General features: G+C 60.9%; 23 protein-coding genes. 15 read left to right on the forward strand and 8 right to left on the reverse strand.

Features of this window, described 5'->3' with window-relative positions:
• The 3 genes from ORS3428_RS24865 to ORS3428_RS24875 form a co-directional block, all read left to right on the forward strand.
• Positions 1 to 3,420, forward strand: a 3,420-nt coding sequence (locus tag ORS3428_RS24865; protein WP_122984391.1) for a beta strand repeat-containing protein, incomplete at its 5' end; no start/stop codon positions are given.
• A gap of 72 nt (positions 3,421 to 3,492) precedes the next feature.
• On the forward strand, positions 3,493 to 3,861 hold the full coding sequence (locus ORS3428_RS24870) for a hypothetical protein (protein ID WP_071100945.1): 369 nt from the start codon (positions 3,493 to 3,495) through the stop codon (positions 3,859 to 3,861).
• Between the two features lie 120 nt (positions 3,862 to 3,981).
• Positions 3,982 to 5,181 (forward strand): ABC transporter substrate-binding protein, encoded by a 1,200-nt coding sequence (locus ORS3428_RS24875; protein WP_071100946.1) that lies wholly within the window; start codon positions 3,982 to 3,984, stop codon positions 5,179 to 5,181.
• 21 nt (positions 5,182 to 5,202) lie between these two features.
• Here the strand turns inward: ORS3428_RS24875 and ORS3428_RS24880 are convergent, their stop codons facing one another.
• Genes ORS3428_RS24880 through ORS3428_RS24910 form a run of 7 tightly spaced genes read right to left on the reverse strand, consistent with a single transcriptional unit; the run spans position 5,203 to position 11,854 of the window.
• Positions 5,203 to 6,273, reverse strand: coding sequence for a phosphatase PAP2 family protein (locus tag ORS3428_RS24880; RefSeq protein WP_071100947.1), 1,071 nt, complete (start codon positions 6,271 to 6,273; stop codon positions 5,203 to 5,205).
• An 8-nt stretch (positions 6,274 to 6,281) separates the two neighbouring features.
• Positions 6,282 to 7,358 carry a phosphatase PAP2 family protein gene (locus ORS3428_RS24885; protein WP_071100948.1) on the reverse strand — a complete coding sequence of 359 codons (1,077 nt, stop codon included), beginning with the start codon at positions 7,356 to 7,358 and terminating at the stop codon, positions 6,282 to 6,284.
• A gap of 24 nt (positions 7,359 to 7,382) precedes the next feature.
• Positions 7,383 to 7,922 (reverse strand): prepilin peptidase, encoded by a 540-nt coding sequence (locus ORS3428_RS24890; RefSeq protein ID WP_071100949.1) that lies wholly within the window; start codon positions 7,920 to 7,922, stop codon positions 7,383 to 7,385.
• 6 nt (positions 7,923 to 7,928) lie between these two features.
• Positions 7,929 to 8,480 (reverse strand): tetratricopeptide repeat protein, encoded by a 552-nt coding sequence (locus ORS3428_RS24895; protein ID WP_071100950.1) that lies wholly within the window; start codon positions 8,478 to 8,480, stop codon positions 7,929 to 7,931.
• A gap of 54 nt (positions 8,481 to 8,534) precedes the next feature.
• Positions 8,535 to 9,479: a type II secretion system F family protein gene (locus ORS3428_RS24900; protein ID WP_244508091.1), complete on the reverse strand. Its 945-nt coding sequence runs from the start codon at positions 9,477 to 9,479 to the stop codon at positions 8,535 to 8,537.
• A 21-nt stretch (positions 9,480 to 9,500) separates the two neighbouring features.
• The gene (locus ORS3428_RS24905; RefSeq protein WP_071100952.1) at positions 9,501 to 10,472 is read right to left on the reverse strand and encodes a type II secretion system F family protein; all 972 of its coding nucleotides are present in this window, start codon (positions 10,470 to 10,472) and stop codon (positions 9,501 to 9,503) included.
• Positions 10,472 to 11,854: a CpaF family protein gene (locus tag ORS3428_RS24910; RefSeq protein WP_071100953.1), complete on the reverse strand. Its 1,383-nt coding sequence runs from the start codon at positions 11,852 to 11,854 to the stop codon at positions 10,472 to 10,474. Before ORS3428_RS24910 ends, ORS3428_RS24905 begins: the two co-directional genes overlap by 1 nt.
• 499 nt (positions 11,855 to 12,353) lie before the next feature.
• Between ORS3428_RS24910 and ORS3428_RS24915 the strand changes: the two genes are divergently transcribed.
• The 10 genes from ORS3428_RS24915 (at position 12,354) to ORS3428_RS24960 (ending at position 20,555) form a co-directional block, all read left to right on the forward strand.
• Positions 12,354 to 12,566 carry a Flp family type IVb pilin gene (locus tag ORS3428_RS24915; RefSeq protein WP_071100954.1) on the forward strand — a complete coding sequence of 71 codons (213 nt, stop codon included), beginning with the start codon at positions 12,354 to 12,356 and terminating at the stop codon, positions 12,564 to 12,566.
• Between the two features lie 95 nt (positions 12,567 to 12,661).
• Positions 12,662 to 13,690: a Flp pilus assembly protein CpaB gene (gene cpaB / locus ORS3428_RS24920; RefSeq protein WP_071100955.1), complete on the forward strand. Its 1,029-nt coding sequence runs from the start codon at positions 12,662 to 12,664 to the stop codon at positions 13,688 to 13,690.
• Between the two features lie 49 nt (positions 13,691 to 13,739).
• Positions 13,740 to 15,182: a type II and III secretion system protein family protein gene (locus tag ORS3428_RS24925; RefSeq protein ID WP_071100956.1), complete on the forward strand. Its 1,443-nt coding sequence runs from the start codon at positions 13,740 to 13,742 to the stop codon at positions 15,180 to 15,182.
• Entirely contained in the window at positions 15,169 to 15,471 is a 303-nt protein-coding gene (locus ORS3428_RS24930) for a hypothetical protein (RefSeq protein ID WP_071100957.1), read from the forward strand. The genes ORS3428_RS24925 and ORS3428_RS24930 overlap by 14 nt, the downstream gene beginning before the upstream one ends.
• 65 nt (positions 15,472 to 15,536) lie before the next feature.
• Positions 15,537 to 17,054 (forward strand): pilus assembly protein TadG-related protein, encoded by a 1,518-nt coding sequence (locus tag ORS3428_RS24935; protein WP_157895989.1) that lies wholly within the window; start codon positions 15,537 to 15,539, stop codon positions 17,052 to 17,054.
• 5 nt (positions 17,055 to 17,059) lie between these two features.
• Complete coding sequence (locus ORS3428_RS24940; RefSeq protein WP_071100959.1) at positions 17,060 to 17,557, forward strand: TadE/TadG family type IV pilus assembly protein; 498 nt, start codon at positions 17,060 to 17,062, stop codon at positions 17,555 to 17,557.
• Positions 17,551 to 18,186, forward strand: a complete 636-nt coding sequence (locus ORS3428_RS24945) for a TadE/TadG family type IV pilus assembly protein (protein ID WP_071100960.1) — start codon at positions 17,551 to 17,553, stop codon at positions 18,184 to 18,186. Before ORS3428_RS24940 ends, ORS3428_RS24945 begins: the two co-directional genes overlap by 7 nt.
• Positions 18,183 to 19,346: an AAA family ATPase gene (locus tag ORS3428_RS24950; protein WP_071100974.1), complete on the forward strand. Its 1,164-nt coding sequence runs from the start codon at positions 18,183 to 18,185 to the stop codon at positions 19,344 to 19,346. The genes ORS3428_RS24945 and ORS3428_RS24950 overlap by 4 nt, the downstream gene beginning before the upstream one ends.
• 79 nt (positions 19,347 to 19,425) lie before the next feature.
• Positions 19,426 to 19,998: a L,D-transpeptidase gene (locus ORS3428_RS24955; RefSeq protein ID WP_071100961.1), complete on the forward strand. Its 573-nt coding sequence runs from the start codon at positions 19,426 to 19,428 to the stop codon at positions 19,996 to 19,998.
• Entirely contained in the window at positions 19,995 to 20,555 is a 561-nt protein-coding gene (locus ORS3428_RS24960) for a hypothetical protein (RefSeq protein WP_071100962.1), read from the forward strand. Before ORS3428_RS24955 ends, ORS3428_RS24960 begins: the two co-directional genes overlap by 4 nt.
• A 44-nt stretch (positions 20,556 to 20,599) precedes the next feature.
• On the opposite strand, the gene ORS3428_RS24965 is transcribed toward ORS3428_RS24960, so the two are convergent.
• Entirely contained in the window at positions 20,600 to 21,136 is a 537-nt protein-coding gene (locus tag ORS3428_RS24965; protein WP_071100975.1) for a hypothetical protein, read from the reverse strand.
• Between the two features lie 202 nt (positions 21,137 to 21,338).
• On the opposite strand from ORS3428_RS24965, the gene ORS3428_RS24970 reads away from it, so the two are divergent.
• Positions 21,339 to 22,043 carry a thermonuclease family protein gene (locus tag ORS3428_RS24970; RefSeq protein WP_071100963.1) on the forward strand — a complete coding sequence of 235 codons (705 nt, stop codon included), beginning with the start codon at positions 21,339 to 21,341 and terminating at the stop codon, positions 22,041 to 22,043.
• 266 nt (positions 22,044 to 22,309) lie between these two features.
• Positions 22,310 to 23,056, forward strand: a complete 747-nt coding sequence (locus tag ORS3428_RS24975; RefSeq protein WP_244508092.1) for a GGDEF domain-containing protein — start codon at positions 22,310 to 22,312, stop codon at positions 23,054 to 23,056.
• Positions 23,057 to 23,116 lie beyond the last annotated feature (60 nt).

Here is a 23,116-nt window from a genome sequence, read left to right on the forward strand (position 1 = left end):
GCCAACACCGGCGTCGGCACCATCAGCTACGCCTACACGCTCACCACCAACACCTCCGGCGACAACACCAGCACCTCCTTCGCGGTCGTCGTCACCGATGCCGACGGCGACAGCGCACCGGCYGGCAACCTTATCATCAACATCGTCGACGACGTGCCGACAGCACATAACGATACCAACAGCGCACAGTCGGGCCAGACGGTTACCGGCAATGTCGAGACCAACGACACTGCCGGCGCGGACGGCATCGCCTCGATCGCCTGGACGGGCGCCTCCGGCAACACGGTGACGGGCAGCTTTGGCACGCTGACCATCGGCCCCGACGGCTCCTACAGCTACCATGCCAACCCGAACGCCTCGGGCACCGAAGTATTCGCCTACACCATCACCGACGGCGACGGCGACACCTCGCCGGCCACGCTCACCATCACCGTCAGCAACGGCCAGCCRCAGCCCGTCGCCGCGACCCAGACCGTCAACGAAGCGGCGCTGGACACGGTGACCGATCCCGGCGATGTAGGCCACGGCACGGTGACCGGATCGAATCCGTCGAGCACGGCCGAGACCGTCTCGGGCACGCTGACGCTCGGCGACCCCGACAGCCCGCACGTCACCAACATCCAGGGGGCCACCTCATCAGCGGTCGGCGCCAGCGCCGTCACCGTGCAGGGCACCTATGGCGTGCTGCAGATCGACCAGAACGGCAACTACACCTACACGCTGACCAAGYCGTTCGACACAACGCCCGATGCCAACAACGGCACCAACACCGAGACCGGTAAGGACGTCTTCACCTATACGGTCACCGACGCCTACGGCAACACGTCGACCTCAACCATCTCGATCAACATCATCGACGACGTGCCGACGGCGCATGCCGATACCGGGAATGTGACGGAAGGCGCGCTGCTGCAAGTGACTGCAGCCAATGGTGTGCTGTCGAACGACGTGTCCGGAGCGGACGGCTATGCCGCCACCGGCGCCGTGGTCGGCGTGCGCGCGGCGAACGGCGACACCACGACGGCGGTGACCACGGGCGTCAACACGCAGATCACCGGCCAGTACGGCACGCTGACGCTGCACGCGGACGGTTCCTACACCTACCAGGCAACGGCGAACGCGATCTCGGCGAATGCGACCGACATGTTCGTCTACACCATCAAGGACGGCGACGGCGACCTGTCGACAACGACGCTGGCCATCAATGTCGCGAATGTGACGCTGGCCGCCGACAACCAGACCGGCAAGGTCTACGAGGCGTCGCTTGACCTGAACAAGGACGGCGCGGACCTCGCCGCCGGCACGGTGACGGGCTCCGCCCCGTCGAACACAACCGAGACGGTGACCGGCCAGCTCGCCGTGGCGGGTACCGGCATCACCTACACGCCGATCAGCCAGACGACGTCACACGGCGTGTTCGAGCTGCAGGCGAACGGCGCCTGGACCTACACGCTGACCTCACCCTTCGACAGCGGCGCGACGCAGGGAGCCAACACGCTGACGGGCGCGGAGAGTTTCACCTACACAGCAAAGGATGCGAACGGCAACACGGTTACCGGCACGGTCAAGATCGACGTCGTCGACGACGTGCCGACATTGGGCACCGTGCAAAGTCAACAGGCAAGCAACGATCCGTCACAAGCGCCGGCGGTTGGAACACTCCACTTCGTTGCGGGAGCCGACGGAGCCGGGGCCACCATGACGATCACGGCCAACACAACAGGCCTTACGTCGGCTGGCCACAACCTCGTGRCGGAGCAGGTAGGTAATGTGCTGACCGCCTATGCCGACAACAACAACAGCGGAACACATGACGCGGGTGACACGGCGGTCTTCACCATTACGGTGAACCCGAATGCGGGCACRTCGGGCCAATATACGTTCGACCTTTTGGCGCCGCTGGACGGCACGGTCACCAATGTCTCCATTGGCAAGGGTAGTTCCTTCGGCAACGGACCGACCCAAAGTATCGTCGTTCAGGACGGCAACCACACCGTAAACTACGTCATGGTGACGGGATGGGCGCCGGCCAGCGGCTTCAATGAGGCAGACTGGCTTGCTACCGGGCACAATCAACCGTTGACGCAGACGTCCAATGTCAACGGTTCGACCGCAGGTTGGGGCCTTGGCAACAATAACTTCGACGGCGGCGAGTTCATGYGTTTCGATTTCGGGACGCCAAACGACTACGATGGCAACGGCTCTTACACACCACCCAACATTTCCTTGGCCAATGTCTCATACGCCACATTTACGTTCGACGCGGTGAGTGGAAGCAACAAGATCGAATTCGTTGCCCACTATACGGATGGATCGTTCCATGCCTTCACGCCGGCAAACGGTGTGACGTCCTTAACGATCACCTCGCCCTCAGGCGCCCAGATCGCATGGATCGATGCGTATGAGTCGTCAGGCAGTACCAAACTCAATCTCACTGATATTGGGGTCACTACAACCACGGTCGACCATACAATACCGGTGACGTTGCAGCTCACGGACGGCGACGGGGACACGACGACGACCGCGAATTTCACTGTGCACGTGGCTGACGGGCTGACGCCATTTAACGTCGCCGCTCCAGTCGTGYTCGACCTGAACCACGACGGGATCCACACCACCGATCTTACGCACTCGACGGTTTCGTTCGACTATAACGGCGATGGCGTCGCTTCGAAGACCGCCTGGGTCGATTCGCATGACGGCATACTGGCGATCGATCTCAACGGCGACGGCAAGGTGAATGACGGTTCGGAAATTGTCTTCACCCAGCATGCTCCGGGTGYTGCGACCGACCTTGCAGCGCTGGAGCAGCTCTATGATACCAATCACGACGGCAAGCTGACCGCCGCCGATCATGACTTCGCGAAGTTCGGCGTCTGGCAGGATGCCAATGGCAACGGCGTGGCAGACCCGGGCGAGTTCAAGTCTCTCGCCGCCCTGGGCATCGTGGAGATCGGGCTCGAAAGCGACCACCAGCAGTCGGTGTCCGCAGACGGCTCGGTCGTGACCTACGGCGAAACCACATTCACCACTGCTGACGGCGAGACGGGGGCGGTGGCCGACATCGGCTTCGGCAATTACGACGGTGTTGCTACTGGTACCTCGACCCTTGTCGGCACTTCGGGCGCCGACACGTTCAAGATCGATAATCTGAACATCAAGGATCTGATCACTGACTTCCATGGCGCCGAAGGAGACAAGATCGACCTGACCGCGCTGTTCGACAAGACTCCGGCGGGTAACATAGCCGATTATGTGCACTACGACAGCGCGACCAGCACGGTGAGCGTCGACACCTCCGGCTCGGGCAATCCGGTCAACTTCGTCGACGTGGCCGTGCTGCAGAACGCACCTGCCGCTGGCACGATCAACATCCTTTACRACGACACGAACCACCAACAGCATACAGCCACGGTTTAGTACTTATGCGCCGTTGCACTTCCATGCTATGTATCAGCGAACCATGAATTGGTAATTCGGAGAGGGGCTTACATGAAACATTCCGCAAGACTGCTGGCTTCGGCCACGGCGCTGCTGTTGGCCGGTTCGACGGGCTTTGCCGCCGATATCATCGGCGAGCCGGCGGTGAACTATTGCCGCACCGTTGGCACGTCTGACCTAGTGCTGACCAACAATATGGTCGAGCTYAAGGACAAGGTGGTGAAGCTGATGGACGACTCCATCTCTGTCGCCAACAGCCCGGAATGGATAAACTCGTCGCGCCCGGCTTTCGTCTGGGCGTCGGAAGCCAAGGTCGCCTGTGGCAAGGCCTACGGGTACCTCAAGACGAACTACAAGGACGAGGACTACCTCAACAAGTGCGAGTGCTTCCACGACCGCATGGTCGAATACATGCACTGAGCTGACGGGCGAACTCTGCGCCGACCGGCTGCAATAATGGGCATGAGAGCCTCCGCGTGTCCGTCGCCAGGCGCAACAGGGTCCGGCGGTGCGCGGCAGTTCCCACCACCGTGTTCGCGAATGCGGGCGGTCGCGTTCGTGCTGCTGGCGGCGCTGTCCGCCTGCCAGTCGAAGAAGGGCGCATCGGATGTGCTCGATCCCGCGGCCATCGCCTCTCCCGCAGGCCAGGCRTCCGCYCCCACCGCGACCGCGCAGCAGACCACGAGCTCCGCCGCAAGCACCGCCGCCAAGGCCAGCCAAACGCTAGGCACCGGCTCGACCAAGATCACCATGCTGTTGCCGCTCTCGGCCCCTGGAAGCGCGGGAGAGAACGGCCGGAAGATGTATGACGCCGCCAGGCTTGCGATGGCCGATCTCGGCGACAAGCTGCTGACGCTGACGATCGAGGACACGCGCGGCGACGCCGGCTATGCCAAGGACCTCGCGGTGAAGGCGATCACGTCGGGCGGCGCGAAGGTCGTCATCGGACCGGCGGAGCTCGGCGCGGCGCAGCATCTTGCCAAGCTCTCTGGCTCGACACGGCCGCCGGTGCTGGCGCTGGCCGACAATTTCGCCGGCGGCCCGGGCGTCTATTCGGTGCGCCTCAGCGAGGCCGACAGCGCCGCCGCGGGTGCGGCGGCCGTCGCCAGTAAGGGCGCGAAGAAATTCGTGCTTCTGGTGCCGGCGGGCGCCAATGCCAGTGCCGTCGAGGCACGTGTCACCAACGCGCTCAGCATCTATGGCGCGACGCTTGCCGTGACGCTCCCCTATTCGCCGGACAGCGCCGCGAAGGCGGTTGCCGACATGGGCTCGCTGGTGGAGGCACCGCAGGCGGTGATCGTCGCCAGCGGCGACGGCAACCCGACGGCCGTGCTTGCGGCGCTGAAGGCGAAAGGTATCCCCGGCAAGGCCGTGACGCTGATCGGCACCAACCGCTGGCTCGAGCGCCCGATGGATCCGCTCTATGAGGGCGCCTATATCGCGACGCTCGACCAGAGCGAGACCGGGCCGATCGCCGACCGTTTCAAGGCGACCTACAATTACCAGCCCGACCTCAACGTCGCCTATGCCTACGACATGGTGGCGCTGTCGGCCGGCATAGCGAGCTCGGCCGGCCCGGGCGGCTTCTCGAAGCAGGTGCTGGAGAATGCCAGCGGCTTCCGCGGCTCGACAGGCCTGTTCCGCTTCCGCGCCGACGGCTCGAGCCAAAGATCGATGCCGTTCTTCAAGGTGGAGAAGGGCCAACTGAAACTGGTGGAGAAGCAGACGGCGGGGTTTTGAGGCCTTCGTCGGCGATCTAGTCTAGCTTGCGACYTTGGGCGTGGCAGGCAGCCGGCGCGAGCCGACGAGCCACCCAGCGGTTATCCAAATGACCGGCGTCGCAAATATTGATGCATACCCGTCAACTGCGTAGTGCCACGCGAGATGGACAGCACCCAGCTGAATTGCAGCCACGAAGATGACGCTAACCCAGCGCAGCAGACCACCGAAGCGCCAGAGGTAGATGGCATTTAGGGTCACAACGGCAACATGCAGGGAAGGAAATGCCGAGATGCCGCTACCCAAGCGTGGGCCATCAAGAGCGGCGTTGGCAAGAAGCGTGCCCTGTGCCTTGAGAGCCCATACCGGATAGACCGCGTCTGTCGCGTGAAGATAGTTCATCAGCGGGGAGAACGTATCATCGCCGTAGAAGGGCATGATGAAGGCGGGGCCAACCGAAGCAAATATGGTCGCTGCGACGTTCCCCAGAACTCCCCAGGTGAGGACAAAGGCCACCAGATACTGCGAACGAAGATGCTTATTGCCAGTCGAGAAGGTAACGCAAAACAGCACCACGAGCATCACCACGAACCAAAGATTGTAGAGAAAATTCAAAGCGAAGGTCAGCGGCGCGACACCCAGCAGAGGATGCAATATCCTCCACGGATCTTGGCCGCCATGGATCGCCCTGTCGACGGCGACAATTGCCGAATCGGCGTAGAAGGGCACCATCCTGCTGAGGCCAGCCTTTATGCTGGTGAATAAGGAAAAGAAGACAGGCAGTGTCAGTGCTACCGGCACACCTATGACGAGCCGATTCGGCAAGTCGTTCTCCACCAAGCGATTGACCAAACTAGGAAACAGCTGCTCCGGCCGTTCAAGCATGACGCGCGYCGCAATGACGRTAAAGAGGATGAGYGTAACGCCGAACCCGAACAGCAAGAACGGTTCGCTGTAGATCTGAGGATCGAGTGGAATTTGCCAGCAGGTTGCAGCAGAGGCCGCCGCTAGTGCATAGGCCGCCACTGTCAGGAAAAACGTCTGATTGGCATACCAAGCCCCCGCACAGGCATGTGCCAGGCCGACTATCCGTATCCCCYTGTCAAATTGCATGGCTGACGCTAACTCGACACGGCGGATTGCCTGATTTCGGCTACTGGCCCGGCACCTACCCGGTGGTTTCTCGACAGCCAACCGGCGGCGGCCCAGATCGCGGGTGTTGCAAGCATCGAAACATATCCATCGACCGCATAATGCCAGCCCAGATGGACCGATCCCAGTTGTATGGCGATCAGAAAGGTGACGCTGCCCCACCGCAGCACACCGCCATAACGCCGGAGATAGATCGCGTTTAAAGTCGCGGCAGCAACATGAACCGACGGAAAGGCCGAAATGCCACTGCCCAAGCGTGGACCATCAAGCCCGGCGTCGGCCAGCAGGTAGTTTTGCGTATACAGCGCCGACACAGGATAGGTGATATCGGTCGTCCGAAGGTAGTCCATCAGCGGAGAAAACGTACTGTCGCCGTAAAATGGCAGAACGAATGCCGGTCCAACTGATGCGAAGACCGTCGCCAAAACATTTCCAAGCAATATCCAGGTAAGGACGAACGTGACCAGGAATTGTGCACGCAGCCGTTCGTTTCTGGTGGAAAAAACGACGCAAAACAAAACGATGAAAACCTCGGCAAACCAAAGATTGTAAAGAACGTTCAGCAAAAAGGTAGAAGGGCCGAAGCCAAGTATGGGTTGAAAAAATCTCCATGCATCGACGCCGCCATGAAGTGCCCTGTCGATCGCTACCAAGGTTGAGTCGGCATAGAATGGTTGAACCTTGCTGATGCCTCCCTTGATGCTGGTGAAAATGGAGAAAAAGATCGGGAGAACGAGCGCAACCGGCAATCCGATTTTGAGCCGATCCGGCAGTTTGCTAGCCAGCATAAGATCCTTTAGCGCATGTAATGGTTGCTTCGGCCGCCTAATGATCAACCGGCCAGAAGTCACGATAACAAGGATCAAGGTCACAATAGACCCGAAAAACAAGAAATTGTTATTATAGAGCTTTATATCGACTACGATTTTCCAATGTGCCGCAGCGATCAGCGCGATCAAACCATAGGCAAAGACCGTCACGAAAAATAGCTGATTGGCTCGCCACGCCTCCGACCCGCTACGAACCGCCAGCCGCGCTATTGACATTGAAGGAACCTTCGGACCCAGGCGCTAACTCAGCTGCTGCAGTATCCCGGAGCTGGTCRCCAGCATGAGACTGACATAGATCTGGTACGCTATCGCGCAGATCGCGGCCGCCGAAATCGGCACGCCGAAAGGCACGACGCCCTTGCGATCCATGTGCTGCACGTAATGGCGAAACATCCCGGCCGGCAAAAGGAACGGATTCCTGACCACGGTCGCCGTGGCGATGGCAAAAACCAGCAGCAACACGGAGAAAACCGCAAGATTGCTTCCGCCAACCAAGAACGGCGTCACGGCGATCAGCTTCACATCGCCAGCGCCAACTTTGCGCATGACCCAAAATGGAAAGAACGCGATGAACAGGGCTAGCCCGGCAATCGCGCTCAGGCCCATGTCCCACCATGACCCCGCCTCGACCGAGAAAAGCTGCAGCGATCCCAGTCCGAGGCACAGCAGCAGCAGAACGTCACGATTGGCAATCTTCTGGGTCGTGAAATCGACCCAGGCGGTCCTGGCCAACAACGGAATGGCCAAGGCCTTGAGCAGCAGCGATGCCACGAGCAACATTTCCGCCTAGCGCTCTATGTTCTGCACACTGGATGACAGAAGTTTCAGATTGTTGGCCACGGTCGGATCGTTAGGCGCCAGCTCATACGCCTTCAGGAAGTTGGTGCGCGCTTCCTGCAGCTTGCCGCGAAGCAGATAGGAATAGCCGAGATTATTGTAATATTCGGGTGTCGCACCGAGCAGCCGATAGGCCCGGCCATAGGCGAGGTCGGCCAGATCGAAGCGCCTAATGCGGTCGCAGGAGGCGGCAAGGCCCAGCCAGGCAACGCCGTCATTCGGCGCAAGCCGAGTGGCCTTATAGAACAGGGCGCCGGCATTGCCGTAATTTTCGGAACGGAACTGGGTCTTGGCCTCGGTGACCGCCTGGTCCGAGGCATAGTAGTCGACATTGCTGATCGTCTTCAGGGCATCGAAGGCATCGCCGAAAGCGGTGAAGTCGCCTTTGGCGGGCTCGTTCGTGCGCACTACGCCAGTGCTGTTGCCGTCGGTCGACTGGCAACCGGCGAGCAGGACCAGCAGCGCACTGGCTGCGGCGGCGAGGCGCATCGGCCTTGTCATTTTGTCCCCCAAGGAGCCCTCCGACTCAATTTTAGAAGATAATCATACGACGGATCAGAAGAAAATGCCCTTCATGCGGATAACCAGCGGCAGCATGATCACCATCATCACGACCGGAAATATGCAAAGCCCCAGCGGAATCATCATTTTCACTGGCAGGGCATTGGCGCGCTCTTCCGCCTGAAGAATGCGCTKGCTTCGCATCTCGGCGCTATAGACGCGCAGAGCCTCCGTCAGGCTGGTGCCGAGTTCTTCCGACTGCCGGAAGAGCACCGCCAAGGCCTTCGCCTCATCCAGGCCGATGCGATCGGCAAGCTCGCGCAGCGCCTCGCGCAGCGGCTTGCCGGCACGCAGCTGCAAATTCATGATCGAGAGCTGGATGCCCAGCCATTTGTGGGTGYCGGCCAGTTCATGGCTGACGCGCTCTACTGCGGCTTCGAGGCTCATGCCGGCATCGGCGCAGGTGATCATCATGTCCATGAAGTCGGGAAAGGCGCGACGATAGATCTGCTTCTGGGTGTTCTCGAATCGATCCAGCATGACGCTAGGTATGACGATGCACCCGACGCCAAGCAGGCTCGCACCTGCGAAAGCGAAGAAGCCGGGTAGCCGGGGCGGCAATATCCTCGACAGAAGCGCGTACATTACCAGGAAGCCAATGGCGACGGCGCCCAACCGGCAAAGCGTGTAGATAAGAGGCGCGCTCGACTGGTAGAATCCTGCACGAAAAAGTTTTGCTTCGAGCGCGTTCGGTTCATTGCGCTCCTTTTCCAGCGTCTTGAAATAGGCGTCGACCGGCTTTTGTGCTGCGAGCCTGGCGCGCTCTTCCTGGCCGAGGATGGATCGCGGGTTGAGAGAGTCCTCCCCCATAAGGCTGTCCGAGACGAGCTTCCGGGTCTGCAGCGCGGGCATGAAAACCAGTGCCGCAAACAGGAACAGCGCTACCGCCGTCGCGAAGACAGCGATGGAGACCAGAAAGGTCAGGTCGTCGGTGTTCAAAAGCAGGTTAATGGCACGCTCCTAGAAGTCGAAATTGACCATGCGATACATGATGTAGTCGCCAAGCAGCGCCCAGACGCCAAAGGTGGTAAAGACCGGAACAATGACCGGACTGCCCCAGATCTTTCCGTAATAGGACGGCGCGATCAGCTGAAGCAGCAGGAACATCACGACCGGAAACAGAGAGATGATCCACGCGGAGGCCCGGCCCTCGGCCGACAGCGCCCTGATCTTCAGCCGCAACTTTTGCCGTTCGCGGAGAACGGACGAAAGATTAGCGAGAATCTCCGTGAGGTTGCCGCCGGTCTTCGATTGGATCGAAAGAGAGACTGTCAGCAGGTGCAGTCCCTCGAAACCGACGCGTTCGGACAGCTTTCTTACAGCCTGCTCCATGCTCAGTCCGAAGGTGATCTCGTCGGCGACGATGCCGAATTCCGTGCCGAGCGGGTCCGGCATCTCACGAGCCACAAGACCTACAGCAACGGATGCAGGGTGTCCCGCGCGTAGCGAGCGAACGATCATGTCCAGAGCGTCGGGTAATTGCCTGGCGAAATTCTGAATTCGCCTGTTTCGTGCCCGGCGCAAAACAACAAGCGGCAAAGCAAAGCCGACTACCAGAAAGATGATGAAAGCTACCGGCGCTGCGACGCGCAGGAAAAACCATAGCAGCAGCGCCAGCATCAGGCCGGCCAGAACAAACGACGCTGCGAAGGTCATCGGGTTTCCAGTGACACCGGACTGGGTGTAAAGCCGGTTCAACCAGACAAAGCCGGAGATGAAGTCTCCTGATTCAGTCAGGCCGCGCTCGCGAAGCAAACCTTGCAGGGTCTTTTGCGCCGGCGCTTCATCGGCCAAACGTTTGAGCCGCCGATTGATGGCTCCGGATCGCGTGCGTCCCCTGGAAAAAGAAACGAAAAAGGCTTCGGCGGCGAGAATGACTGAAGCCGCTGCCAGCGCATATATGAAATAGAGCAGTGTTTGCCCGGTCAGCATCAGAGCGGAACCTGCGGGTTAAATGCGTCCTTGGCAAAGTGAAGGCCAAGGGTCGCCGCCTCCTGAGCGAAGCGCGGACGAATTCCGGTTGCGCGAAACTCGCCGATGATCTGGCCCTCTGCCGTGACGTCGCGGCGAACGAAATGRTAGAGTTCCTGCAACTGAACGACGTTGCCCTCCATGCCGGTCAGTTCCGATATGGAGACGACTCGCCGGCCGCCATCGGACAGGCGCTGCGTCTGCACAATGATGTCGATGGCCGATGCGATCTGCGCCCGAATGGATTCATGGGTCATGGGCATGCCGGCCATGCCGACCATCTGTTCGAGGCGCGATAGCGCGTCGCGCGGGGTGTTGGCGTGGATGGTGGTCATCGAGCCTTCGTGGCCGGTGTTCATGGCCTGAAGCATGTCGAAGGCTTCCTCGCCGCRCACCTCGCCGACGATGATGCGGTCGGGGCGCATGCGCAGCGCGTTCTTCACCAGTTCGCGCTGGCGAATCTCGCCCCTGCCTTCGACATTAGGCGGTCGCGTCTCCAGGCGGCCGACATGCGGCTGCTGCAGCTGCAGTTCCGCCGCGTCCTCGATGGTGACCAGGCGCTCCTTGGCCGGGATGTAGCTCGACAGCGCGTTGAGCAGCGTCGTCTTGCCGCTGCCGGTGCCGCCCGAAACCAGGATGGATTTGCGGGCCTGCACCGCGATCCGCAGCATGTCGACCATGGGCGGCCGGATCGAATTGAAGGCGATCAGGCGCTCCAACGAATAGGGATGTTTGGAGAATTTGCGGATCGAGACGAGGGGGCCATCGACCGAAACCGGCCGCACGGCGATGTTGACGCGCGAACCGTCATCCAGGCGCGCATCCGCCATCGGCGAGGATTCATCGACCCGACGGCCGATATTCGACACGATCTTGTTGATGATGCGGAGCAGATGCGCCTCGTCGCGAAAGCGGATCGAGGTTTCCTCGATGATGCCGCGGCGCTCGATGAAGACGCGCTCATGCGTRTTGATCATGATGTCGGTGATAGAGTCATCCTTGAGCAGAGGTTCAATCGGGCCGAGCCCCAGCATCTCGTCTGCCGTGTCGCTGGTCAGCTGATCAAGCTCGCGCGCGTTAAGCGGTACATTGCGACCGCGCACAAACTCGCGCACGATCGGCCGTATCTCATTCAGGATCTCGTCCTTGGAAGCATTTTCAAGGGCTGTCAGATTGAACCTGTCTATAAGGTGCCGATGCAGTTCGACCTTGAGTGTCAGGAAGTCGTCATTCTGTTCGACTTCCGGCGCGGGAGCGGTCGCCCCATTCACTGTTGTGACGACAGGCGCCGGGTGCGGCGCCGCTTTCTGTTCGTTCGGCCCTTTGATGAAGCGACCCAACATGCCCACCCTAGCCCCCATGATTTACCCAGGCCGAAACTAAGCGTTAACCACGAGAGGCACAAGCGGTGATCCGGATCCAAAACGTGCAATACTTACAACATAGTTAAAAAATCGAGCTTAAAAAAATCGTTCTATTTTCCTCTTGTTGCAACCTCGAGGACATGGCTCCCATCCCTTACAACCCACATGTGCCTGCATATCCRCCAAGCCATTCGGCATAAAGGATTATGCATAATCGCTAATAGTGGTAGATTGGCGCCACGGCCGTGGCATAATTGTGAATGAATGGTTAAGACGGCTTGAAAAACAAATCGAATCAAGCTCTTGCTCAAAGTGAGAGGGCCGTTCTGCAGGTATTGAAAGGTTAAAGCAATGTTAATCCGTTTGACTCGAGTTTTTCGCGGGACCTAGGATTGAACGTGACGGGGGATGCTTGGGTATGGGGTTCATTCCTTGGCTCTGTCTCGTCGGGTTCAAACCTCCAAAGGGAGAAATTGGCATGAAAAAGCTCATGACGATGGCCCGGCAGTTCCGCGACGACGATAACGGCGCTGCTATGGTCGAATATTCGATTCTGATCGGCATCATCGCGGTCGCCGCGATCGGATTTATCATCGGTATCGGCGCGTGGGTGACGGGCCGCTTCTCCGGACTGTGCAGCGCCATGAACAACTCTGGTATCGGCACCTGCGCATCCGGCGCCGGTTCTTGATCGTTTGATGATCATCAGGTCCGGGCGTAGACGCCCGGACCTGAATTCAGTCGTGGCGGGCGAATTCCCGCATTAATGGCTTGGGGCTTGGGGTTATGCGCGCCAACACGCTCATCATGATCGTTCTCGCCGGGATATTCGGTGTTCTGGCGGTGGTCCTTGTCAACATCTGGCTGGCAGGCCAGCGCAACGCCCTGGCTCAATCAAATGGCGTGCAGGCCAGCACTGTTGTGGTCGCGGCGATGCCGCTGAAATTCGGAGATGTGCTGAGCGCCGACAAGCTACGCGAAATCGCGTGGCCGGCCGGCGCGGTGCCGGCAGGCGCATTCAAGACTGTCAAGGACGCTTTGGCCGGTAGCGGCGCGCGCCAGGCTTTACAGGCAATCAGTGTCAACGAGCCCGTTTTGGCCAGCAAGATCACTGGCGCCGGGCAGCGCGCCACACTTTCAGCCGTGCTAGCCGAAGGCATGAAAGCCGTTTCAATCAGGKTCAACGATGTGCTTGGCGTGGCCGGTTTCGTTTTTCCAGGCGACCGGGTCGACATACTTTTGACCCGCACCGTGCGCGGTGAAGAAGGTAGCGATCGAAGCTTCGTCGACGTGCTGCTGCAGAGCGTCAAGGTGCTCGCGGTCGACCAGGTCGCCGACGAAAGCAAGGAAAACCCGCAAGTCGTGAAGGCGGTTACCGTCGAAGTCAGCACCAAGGATGCGCAGAAGCTGACRCTGGCCGCCGGCGCCGGCCAGTTGTCACTGGCACTTAGGCAAGCCGCGGCGGGCCAAGGGGAATCGACGGCGCGCGTCACGCTCGCCGACCTGACCGGCGACACGCCGGAGGATGTGGCGAAGCGGCAGGCAGAGCTCGAGAGGCAGAAAGCCGCGGAAGCCGCCGCCGCCGAAGAGCGCAAGCAGGCCAACGAGAAGATCGACGGCCTGGCCAAAGCTGTAGAGCGGGTGGGAAGCCAGATCGATCAGCTCGGCAAGGTAAAGCCCGCTCCTGCTGTGGCCTCGGCGCCGCAGGTCAAGGAAGTCGTCAAATACGTGCAGCCGGAGCCACCATCGCGAGTGACCGTGGGGGTCTTCCGTGGCATAAAACTCGAATCGTATGAGGTGCCGCGACAAGACTGACGAGGCATGTCGCGGCGGCTGCCACAGGCAGCAAGAGGGGAGACGGGGAATGCAGCGGTTCTGGGTCAGGATGGCGGCGGCCGCGCTATCCTTGTTGTGCGTATCGGCGATTTCTGGCCATCCGGCCATAGCGGCTGACCGGTTCATCGACGTATCGAGCCCCTCGCTGCACCGCGTCTTCGTCCCCGTTTCCCAATCCGCCACGATCCAGGTGAACGCGACGCTGGGCGATATCGTCGTCGGCGACGAGAAGATCGCCGATGCGCAGCCGATGACCRACAAGACGCTCTATATTATCGGCAAGGGCGTCGGCACCACTACCGTCAACCTGTTTTCCGAGGACAAGCGCTCGCTGGGCACCATCCAGGTCGAGGTCGGCCAGGATGTCAGCGACATGGCGGCGGCGATCCGCCAGGTAGCGCCAAGGGCGCGCATCGAAATCGGCTCGATCAACGGCAAGGTTCGACTGAGCGGCCATGTCAAGGACGCCGCGACGCTGGCGCAGATCGTCGAGGTGACGCAGCAATATGGCCCCGACGCCATCATCAATGCCGTGACGATCGACGACAGCGAGCAGGTCAATCTCTCGGTCCGCATCCTGGAAGCCAAGCGCAATGCCGGCCGCGATCTGGGCGTGTCGTTTGCGAGCCACGGCAGCGATGCGACGCGACTTGGAACAGGTATTGGCACAGTTGACAAAAATAACGAAGTGCTCGGGCCGGGGCCGTTGGTCAGCGGACTTCTCTCGAAGTCGAACCCGTTCGCCGCACTGATCACCCAGATCATCGACAGCAACATCAAAGTTGACCTGATCATTGAAGCGCTCGAAGCCAAGGGGGTGGTCCGCACGCTGGCGGAGCCCAACCTCACCACGGTTTCCGGCGAGACCGCCAGCTTCAATGCCGGCGGTGAGGTGCCGATCCGCAGCGTCAATGCCCAAGGTGAAGTCGAGATCGTATTCAAGCAGTTCGGCGTCAACCTGAACTTCACGCCGGTGGTGCTGGATGACGGCAAGATCCACATCAAGCTGGCGCCGGAAGTGAGCGACCTGACTGGCTTCACCACCGCCGGCGATCCGATCTTCACCAATCGCAAGCTGGCAACCGTAGTCGATCTGCGCGACGGCCAGAGCTTCGCGGTCGGCGGTCTGCTCTCCAGCAAGAACACAAGGCTTCAGAATCAGGTGCCGTGGCTCGGCCAGGTGCCGATCGTCGGCGCGCTGTTCAGGAATTCGAGCACGCAGAAGGAGGAGACCGAACTCGTCGTCATCGTCACGCCGCATCTGGTGAGGCCGGTGAAGCCCGGCGAGCAACTGGCGACGCCTTTCGACAAGACCAAGCCCGCCAACGATCCGGAGCTGTTCCTGCTCGGCCAGCTCGAAGTCAGCAAGGACATGATCCGGAAATATGAGCTCGGCGAAGGCGTCACCGGCCCCTACGGCCACATGCTGGATGTGAAATCGAAGGACAAGCTGGCCTATGTCAAGAAATAAGCTCCTGCTCGTCCTTCTCGGCTCCAGCCTGCTTGCGGGCTGCGCGGCAGACTATCTGCACAATTACGACACGATGACGCTGGCGTCGGGCGACTCGCAAAAAGCCAACCAACTGCTGCAGACGGTCGACCCGTACAACCCGGCTTCCAACAACACCAAGATCGAGGGCGATGGCGCGCGGTCAGTCGCCGTCGTGCAGAAATACAAGCTTCCGCCAACGACTTCCGGTCCAGCGACGAACATGACGGTCAATGTCGGTCCGTCGAACGAGACCAGCGCAGCGAAGTAAATAGAAGGATGCGGTGCGTCAGGCGCGCGAGGACGCCTGGCACGAATGGAACAGAGAGTAAGATCATGTTGAGGACCATTCGTGAATTCTGGAACGATCAACGCGGCATAGCGATGATCCTTGTGGCCATCATGCTGCCGGTGCTTGTTGGCCTTGCTGTGTTGGCCATCGACATGAGCCGGGCCAACGGACTGCACAACGATCTGCAGAAAGGTGTCGACGCGCTGGCGCTTGCCGCGGCGGCGGAACTCGACGGCAGATCGGATAGCATCACCCGGGCAAATCGGGCCGTCACCAATCTTATCGCCAACAGAACGCTGTTCTCGACATCGGGCGACCACCAGCTCGCCCTGGCCGACGTAACCGTAACTTATTTGACCGGCATACCGGCCAGCGACAACACGAGACTAAGTGCTGCAGGTGTCGATGCGAACGGCGTGAACTGGGCCAGCACGGATCCCAAGGCCGTGTCATTCGCGGAAGTGACGGTGAACCCGTCCGGCTTGACAGACGGCGCGGGCGCTTTCGCCACGATTTTTCCAGCCAGTTTCAACGGTGGCAGCAATACCATGGAGATCCTGCCGCAGGCTGTGGCCGGTTTCACCCAGTCAATATGCGAAACCGTGCCGGTCTTCATGTGCAATCCATTCGAGACAGYGACGCCAGCGACGAGCAAGACGATCCAGCAGGYGTTCGCAAATGGCGACACCTACAGCCGTGAATTCCGCATCCTGAAGGTCGACAGCAATCCAGGTCCGGGCAATTTCGGCTTGCTCGACAACAATCTGACATCGCTGCGCGACGCCATCGCCATGGGCACCGCCGGTACCTGCTACAACCGCGACGCCCTCACCACGAAAACAGGCGTCACCTTGGGCCAGGTCAGCGCCGGCCTGAACACTCGCTTCGATCTCTACAGCGRCTCTCTCAGCAAATACAATAAGGACTGGAACTATCGTCCGGCGTCCAACGTGCGCAAGGGGCAGAAAAGCAATACCTGCAGCAAATATGATCCCGTGACAGACAACTCTGCGCTGCCCCTTCCCCCCGGAACCAACTACGACACCACGAAGGGGTATTCTGACAAGATCACCAACGCTTCGACCTTTTATGCGCAGTATTGGAGCGTCAATCACAAGGGCGCTGCGGTCCCAAGCATTCCAAGCACGAGCTACCCGACCGGCGACACAACGCAGCCCGCGTCTCGATATGACGTCTACAAGTACGAGATTTCCCACAACCTTGTCGGCGACAAGTCGCTCGCTCCGACAAAGGAGAGCGGAACACCMGGTTGCTTCAAGGGCACCACGCCGACGCCGGATCCCGATCGCCGGTTGCTCAACCTGGCCATCGTCGATTGCCTCGCCAACGCCGCCAAGATCAACGGTCACACCCAGCTCAAGCCCGACGGCTATGCAAGCATCTTCCTGAATAAGCCGGTCCAAAAATTAAATCCGAATGACGACCCCGACGGCACCGGCGCCGAGAAGCCGATCAGTCTCGAGATCGTCGATGTCGACGGCCCTCTTGGCAATGCCACGCTCGACAAAGCTTTCCGGAACGAAGCACAACTCTACCGGTGAGTCTTATGACCAAGCTCGGCCACATCATCCACCTGTTCCGGCGCGACGAGGACGGCACGGCGCTCGTCGAAATGGCAATCGTCACGCCTTTCGTTCTCCTGCTGTCGGCCGGTGTGTTCGAGTTCTCCAATATCTTGAACACGCGCCTGCTTCTCGAAGCTGGCGTCGAGGATGYAGCTCGCTACATGGCGCGCTGCAGCAGCGATTGGGACACTTGCAAGGGGCTGGCACAAAAGCTTGCGGCCAATGGCGCCATCGACGGCACGACAGCTAGGGTGACTGGTTGGCTTCCAGCTCAAGTCATAATAACCAAGACATCCACGTCAGCGCTCGATAAGACCACCACGCCCCCCACCGAGCTCTATCTTAGCACCAAGGACACGGTCGATGTGGTCCAGGTCAGYACATCATACGCGTATCCTGATCTGGGATTTTGGTCCTACCTTGGCTTTGGCGCCCTTACCTTCAGCGTGGCACATCAGGAGCGGGTCTTCGGATGGTGATCACCCGCAGCAAGTTCTGGACGAGCCAGTCCGGCGTGGCAATGGTCGAAATGGCCATTGCAATGCCGTTGCTGCTGACCCTGCTGYTCGGCTTCGTCGACTTTGGCTACGCCTTCTATCAATGGAACGCTGCCAACAAGGCAGTGCAGGCCGGTGCCAGGCTGGCGCAAATTTCCGCTCCTGTTGCTAGCGGACTCTCACTGGAGACGTTGACTCAGAGCGACGTAACCAAGGTCGGTACCGCCGTGCCGGCAAACACTTATAACTACATTTGCACCGCCAATGCCGCCGGGGTCGCCTCCTGCACCTGCGGAGCAGGTGCCACGTGCCAAAACCTCAATGTGAACCAGGCCGCTTTTGACCTGATCTTCAGTGGCAGCAGCACCCGCGCCGGAATGCAGACTTTCCTGCCAATGCTGGCGAAGTCCGAGGTCAGGATCCAATATCAGGCTTCCGGCCTTGGCTATTGGACGCGCCCAGGCGGTCCGGTGCCGACCATCACCGTCAGCATCGTCAATCATCAATTTCAGTTCTTCTTCCTGGGGGGACTGCTCGGGTTCAACAACATGACCATGCCCTCCATGCTCAGTACTGTAACGGGTGAAGATTTAAAGAGTACATGGCCATGAACGCCATCGACACCAGAGTTTTGCCTACGAAACGGAAGCAGGTTGCGCTGTTTTCCTCCGATGCGAATTTCAGGCATGACGTGACGACCCGGCTCGATGCGCTGGCGATCTATGACGTCAAGGTTTCGGAGGCGGTCGAGTTCCTCAAGGGGCCGCCGGCGGATGCGCGGCCTGGCATCATCATCCTCGACCTCGGCAGCGGCGAGCTGCTCGGCAATGCGGGCATCGTCGAGGCGCGTTCGGCCTGGGCGTCGGTGCCGCTGATCGCGGTGTCGGGCGAACTGACGTCCGAGCAGACGCGGGTGCTGGTGCGCATGAACGCGTCGGACTGGCTGCACAAGCCGCTCGACCCAAAGGAACTGCTCAACGCCGTAACCTTCCACGACACCGGGAGCCAGGGAACCAAAAGCCGCATCGTCACCTTCATTGCCGCCAGCGGCGGCGCCGGCGCCACCACGCTGGCGATCTCGGCGGCGGAGTATCTCGCCTCGAAGTCGGCCGAGCGGGCGGCCTCGACCTGCCTCGTCGACCTCGATTTCCAGAGCGCCAATTGCGGTGCCTATCTCAACCAGTYCAACCAGTTCGACCTTGCCGGCATCATCGGCCWGCCGGACCGGCTCGACGTCGAGCTGATGGACGTCATCAAGCTGTCGCGGCCGTCCGGGCTTACGCTCTATTCYTTCGAGCGGCCGCAATTGCCGTTCGAGCCGCGGGGCGCCGATTTCGTCTTCCGGCTGCTCGACCTCGTCGCCTACCGCTTCGACGACATCGTCATCGACCTGCCGAACATCGAGACGCCGTGGCACGAATCTGTGCTGCGGACGAGCGACGAGATCTTCATCGTCTTCGAGCTCAACRTCGCGTCCTTGCGGCAGGGCAAACGGCTCTATACGAAGATCCGCGAATTGCGCGGCAACGCCGTCTCGATCACGCTGGTCGCCAACAAGCACAAGCGCAAATGGTTCGGCAACCACTTTTCGCGCCGCGAACTGGAGAAGATCTTCAAGGCGCCGCACATCAAGTCGCTGGGGCTCGACAACGCGCTGCTCACCGACGCGCTGAACCGCGCCATCCTGCCTTCCGAGGTTGATGGCCGGGCCCGCTTCAACAAGGACATGAAGCGCTTGTTCAAGGAGCGGCTGGACAATGYCCAGCGCTAAAGCAATTCCAGGAAAAGTGCGCAGCGGTCGAGCTCGGCGACTTCGCCGTAGCCTTCCGTCCGGAATTGCGGCAGAGCAAATGCTGCTCATCGCTACGCGCTTTGCCGGCGCCTGCCTGGCCGGCATCRCCCTGGTGTCKGCCTGCRATCTCGCCTCAGCCGGATCGGGGCTGGCGGACCGCCCGCCCCTGCCCGCGATGGGCCCTAGCCTGCGCAAGATGGTCGCCTTCCAGTCCGGCGAGCAGCCCGGCACGATCATCATCCGCAGACAAGAGAAAGCGCTCTATCTGGTGACCGGACAGGGCCAGGCGCTGCGCTACCAGATCAGCGTCGGCCGCGACGGCTTCGGCTGGACCGGCACGGTCAAGGTCGCATCCAAGACCGAATGGCCGGAGTGGCGCCCGCCGAAGGAGATGCGCGCCCGCCAGCCGGAACTGCCGGCGATGGTGCYGGCCGGCCCCTACAATCCGCTCGGCGCCAGGGCGCTCTACCTCGCGCGCGACGGGCGCGACACGCTCTATCGCATCCATGGCACCAACGATCCCAAGGGGGTCGGCTTCGACGGCACGTCCGGATGCTTTAGACTGACGAATACCGATGTGATCGATCTCTTCAAGCGCGTCGCGGTGGGCGCAAAGGTGGTGGTTGAATGACGATGATCAGCGCGCCGGACATCCCGGCAATCGAGCTCGGCGAACAGGAGAAGGCACCAGGCAGGCCGAACCGGGCGGTGACGATCGGCGCCGTCATGGTCGGCGCAGCGCTCGTCACGTTCGTCAACGTGACGGCCGCCATCTATCTCTATCGCGGGGTCAACGACCTCCGGGCAATGGAGTCGCGGCTGGAACAGCTCGGCCAGTTCGAGYAGCGCATCGGCGCCCGCATCGACACCGTCAACAACGGCTTCCAGAGCCGGTTCGAGACGCTTGACCGGCAGCTGCAGGCGAGCTTCGGCCAGATCAACGGCAGCATTGCCAGGCTTGAGCAGGGCACACCCGCCGCCGCGAGTGCCGAAATGCCGCGCGCGCCCGAGCCGCCTTCGCTTGCCGGCACCACGCTGGCAGAAGCGTCTGCCGTCAACGCCGGCGAGCCGGACCCTGTCGACGCGCCGCGCGCGTTCAAGGGGAAGGTCCCGCCGCCCGGCCCCAACCCATCCTACCAGCGCATCCAGCAGGCCGACGGCAAGGTCTATTACAAGAAAATCAACTGAGCCCAGTTGGCCGCTCGGCTGTCTGGATCTTGGGCGGCCGAGTTTTAGAGATCGCGCTGCAGCGCCAGCATGCGGACGGCGCGGGCTTCGGCGCGCAGCCTCGCCTCGCGCAGGAACGCGACGTGGCAATAGGCGCAGGCGGCGAGGCCAAGGCACAGCACAAGGCTGTTCTTCCAGCCGAAGTCGATCATCAGTGAAAACTGAAAGCCGCGCGGTGCGGTGAAGCTGGCAATCGTGCTTGCCGTTTCCGAGTGGCTGCCTGCTGCAATCATCAGTCCGGCAAAGAGCAGGGCGGCGTGATTGGCGAGGAAGAAGCCTGCCGACCTCTTTGCATGACAAGCCATCCAGCAGCCGGCCGACGCGACGAGGATGATGGCGGCGTTGAGGGCCATCGAGCCGCCGAGATAGAAGTCCACCTGCTGCCAGAACATTGTCGAGAAGGGGCGCAGCTCAAGCCAGACGTGCCACATGGCGGGGCTAGCCGGATAGAATCCGAGAAGGAGCGTCGTCGCCCGCTCCGCCGCTACCAGGAGGAGTATCAGGGCCGGGAAGGCAAAGAGCAGTATCGGCTTGCGCGTCATAGTCATCCCCTCGACATCCGATGCTTGAGTGTAGGCGGCATTGGTTGCGCGAGACTTAACGCAACGCCTTGCTTTTCAAGCAATGTCGCCAGCGCCTAATGTATGATCGGATAGATCGACGCRGGTGTCGTTTGACRAGGTCCCTCACTGTGGGTTCGAGCAGCATCATCGATAGCCGGAAGCTGCCCACGGGGGTTTGCGCGTGGGCGCGGTAAAGTCGACCGGCCGGTTCACCGCGTCGCTCGGCACGCTCGGGCTGCTCGCCGGAATATTGCTGATCGCCTGGTCCAGGCACTGGTTGCCAACCGACCTCTCTTCGCAAATGCCGGCCCAGGAAGCCGGCGAAGCCGGTGCTGTCCCTCGTCTCCCCGTTCATGACCTGCGGCCAGGCAAGCTGGCGCGCAGGATCGCCGAAGATCTTATCGCGCCGCCGCCGCTCGATTCGTCGGAGATCGAGCGCATCGAGCCCCGGGCTCCGCTCGGCGAGTTGGGTCTTGCCTCGCCGCCGCGAACGCCGATGCCGCAGGACTGGCATGAGACACTGCTTTATCGGCCCGTCGCCACCTCGTCGGCGATCTTCGAAGCCATGGGGCGCACCGTTGTCATCAGCGGGACTATCGACATCGATCCCGACAGGACCTGCTCGTTTGGCGATGCGGTCTGGCCCTGCGGCCAGCGCGCCCGCGCCGCCTTCAACGCCTGGCTGCGCGGCCGGGCGCTCAAATGCTTGCTGCCGCCCGATGTCGACCGCTTCGCCATCGCCGCGCCCTGCACGCTCGGCAAGCAGGACGTCGGCGCCTGGCTTGTCGCCAATGGCTGGGCAAAGGCATCGCCCTCGGGCATCTACGCCAAGGCCGAATTAGTCGCGAGGGGCGCCAGGATGGGCATCTTCGGCCCGCCGCAATAGGGCGATTCCTGGAATAGTGCCTAGCGGGTTTCCGTTCGGAATTGCGCCAAAACGGAATAGCCACGGCAGTTCAGCCATTCTACCGACGCTGAACTGCCCTGGCTGCTCACGCCAAGCGGAAGCCAGGCGGCGGCCACTGGCGAGAAGCGGATCGGATGCGCGACCCAAGGAGAAAGATGCCGATTTCCATCAAATTGTAAGCTTGCCTGAAACCGAAATCGTAACAGACCTCCTTTAAGCCAATGBGTCCAACAGGAGATTGGCCAGTGAGMATACAAACGCGGACCCCGCCGGCGGAAGCATGGAAGCATGTCGTTTGGCTGTCCCTGCTGGGTACCGCCGGCTGCGTGTGCCTGTCGCTCGGCCTGAATTATCTGCTCCTGCTCAGCGATGCGTTGACGCCGTTCGGCCACAGCGTCGTCACGGCGACGCTTCTACCCGTTATCATCGGCTTGCCGCTTTTTGCCCTGCTCGGCTGGAGAGAGGTCGAGGTCCGGCGTTACCGGCAGGAACTCACCAGGTCCGGCACCTACGACCGGCTGACCGGCTGCTTCAACGGCACCGTGTTCACCTCGATGGTCRACAGAAGGGCGGCGAGGCCGTCCGGACCGCGCTCCGGCGCCTTCCTCGTCATCCACCCGGAACATCTTTCCTCGATCAACCTGCGCTTCGGTCTCGAATGGGGCGATGAAGCCTTGCGGCTCATCGCCTCAGCCATCAGGTCCTCCGTGCGCAATGACGATCTGATCGGCCGCATAGGAACCTCCATGTTCGGCGTCTTCCTTCCCGGCGCGAGCGAGCAGGACGCCAAGGATGTCGGCGAACGCATTCGAGAATCGGTCGGACAGATCTATTTCGCGCCGAAAGGCGACAAGGACATTCTCGCCATTCGCGTCGGCGGTGTTGTCTTCGAGCACGAGTTGGCATTCGAGAACATGTTCCGGTCGGCCGGGGAAGCACTGTCGGAGTTCCGGGACGAAACAGGCGTTCAGCTGTCCCATTTCAACAACTGAGCCGGCACAAGCGGCCTAACAAGGTGCAAGTCGACAATCCGGCCCGCACGTTGCAACTGA

Source organism: Mesorhizobium sp. ORS 3428 (assembly GCF_001854785.1).
In the GTDB taxonomy this organism is placed as follows: Bacteria; Pseudomonadota; Alphaproteobacteria; order Rhizobiales; family Rhizobiaceae; genus Mesorhizobium.

Excerpts from the sequence above, each read along its gene's own strand:
- ORS3428_RS24885 (WP_071100948.1), bottom strand. The coding sequence starts at position 7,358 with ATGTCAATAGCGCGGCTGGCGGTTCGTAGCGGGTCGGAGGCGTGGCGA.
- ORS3428_RS24905 (WP_071100952.1), bottom strand. The coding sequence starts at position 10,472 with ATGCTGACCGGGCAAACACTGCTCTATTTCATATATGCGCTGGCAGCG.
- ORS3428_RS24930 (WP_071100957.1), top strand. The coding sequence starts at position 15,169 with ATGTCAAGAAATAAGCTCCTGCTCGTCCTTCTCGGCTCCAGCCTGCTT.
- ORS3428_RS24915 (WP_071100954.1), top strand. The coding sequence starts at position 12,354 with ATGAAAAAGCTCATGACGATGGCCCGGCAGTTCCGCGACGACGATAAC.
- ORS3428_RS24895 (WP_071100950.1), bottom strand. The coding sequence starts at position 8,480 with ATGACAAGGCCGATGCGCCTCGCCGCCGCAGCCAGTGCGCTGCTGGTC.
- ORS3428_RS24965 (WP_071100975.1), bottom strand. The coding sequence starts at position 21,136 with ATGACGCGCAAGCCGATACTGCTCTTTGCCTTCCCGGCCCTGATACTC.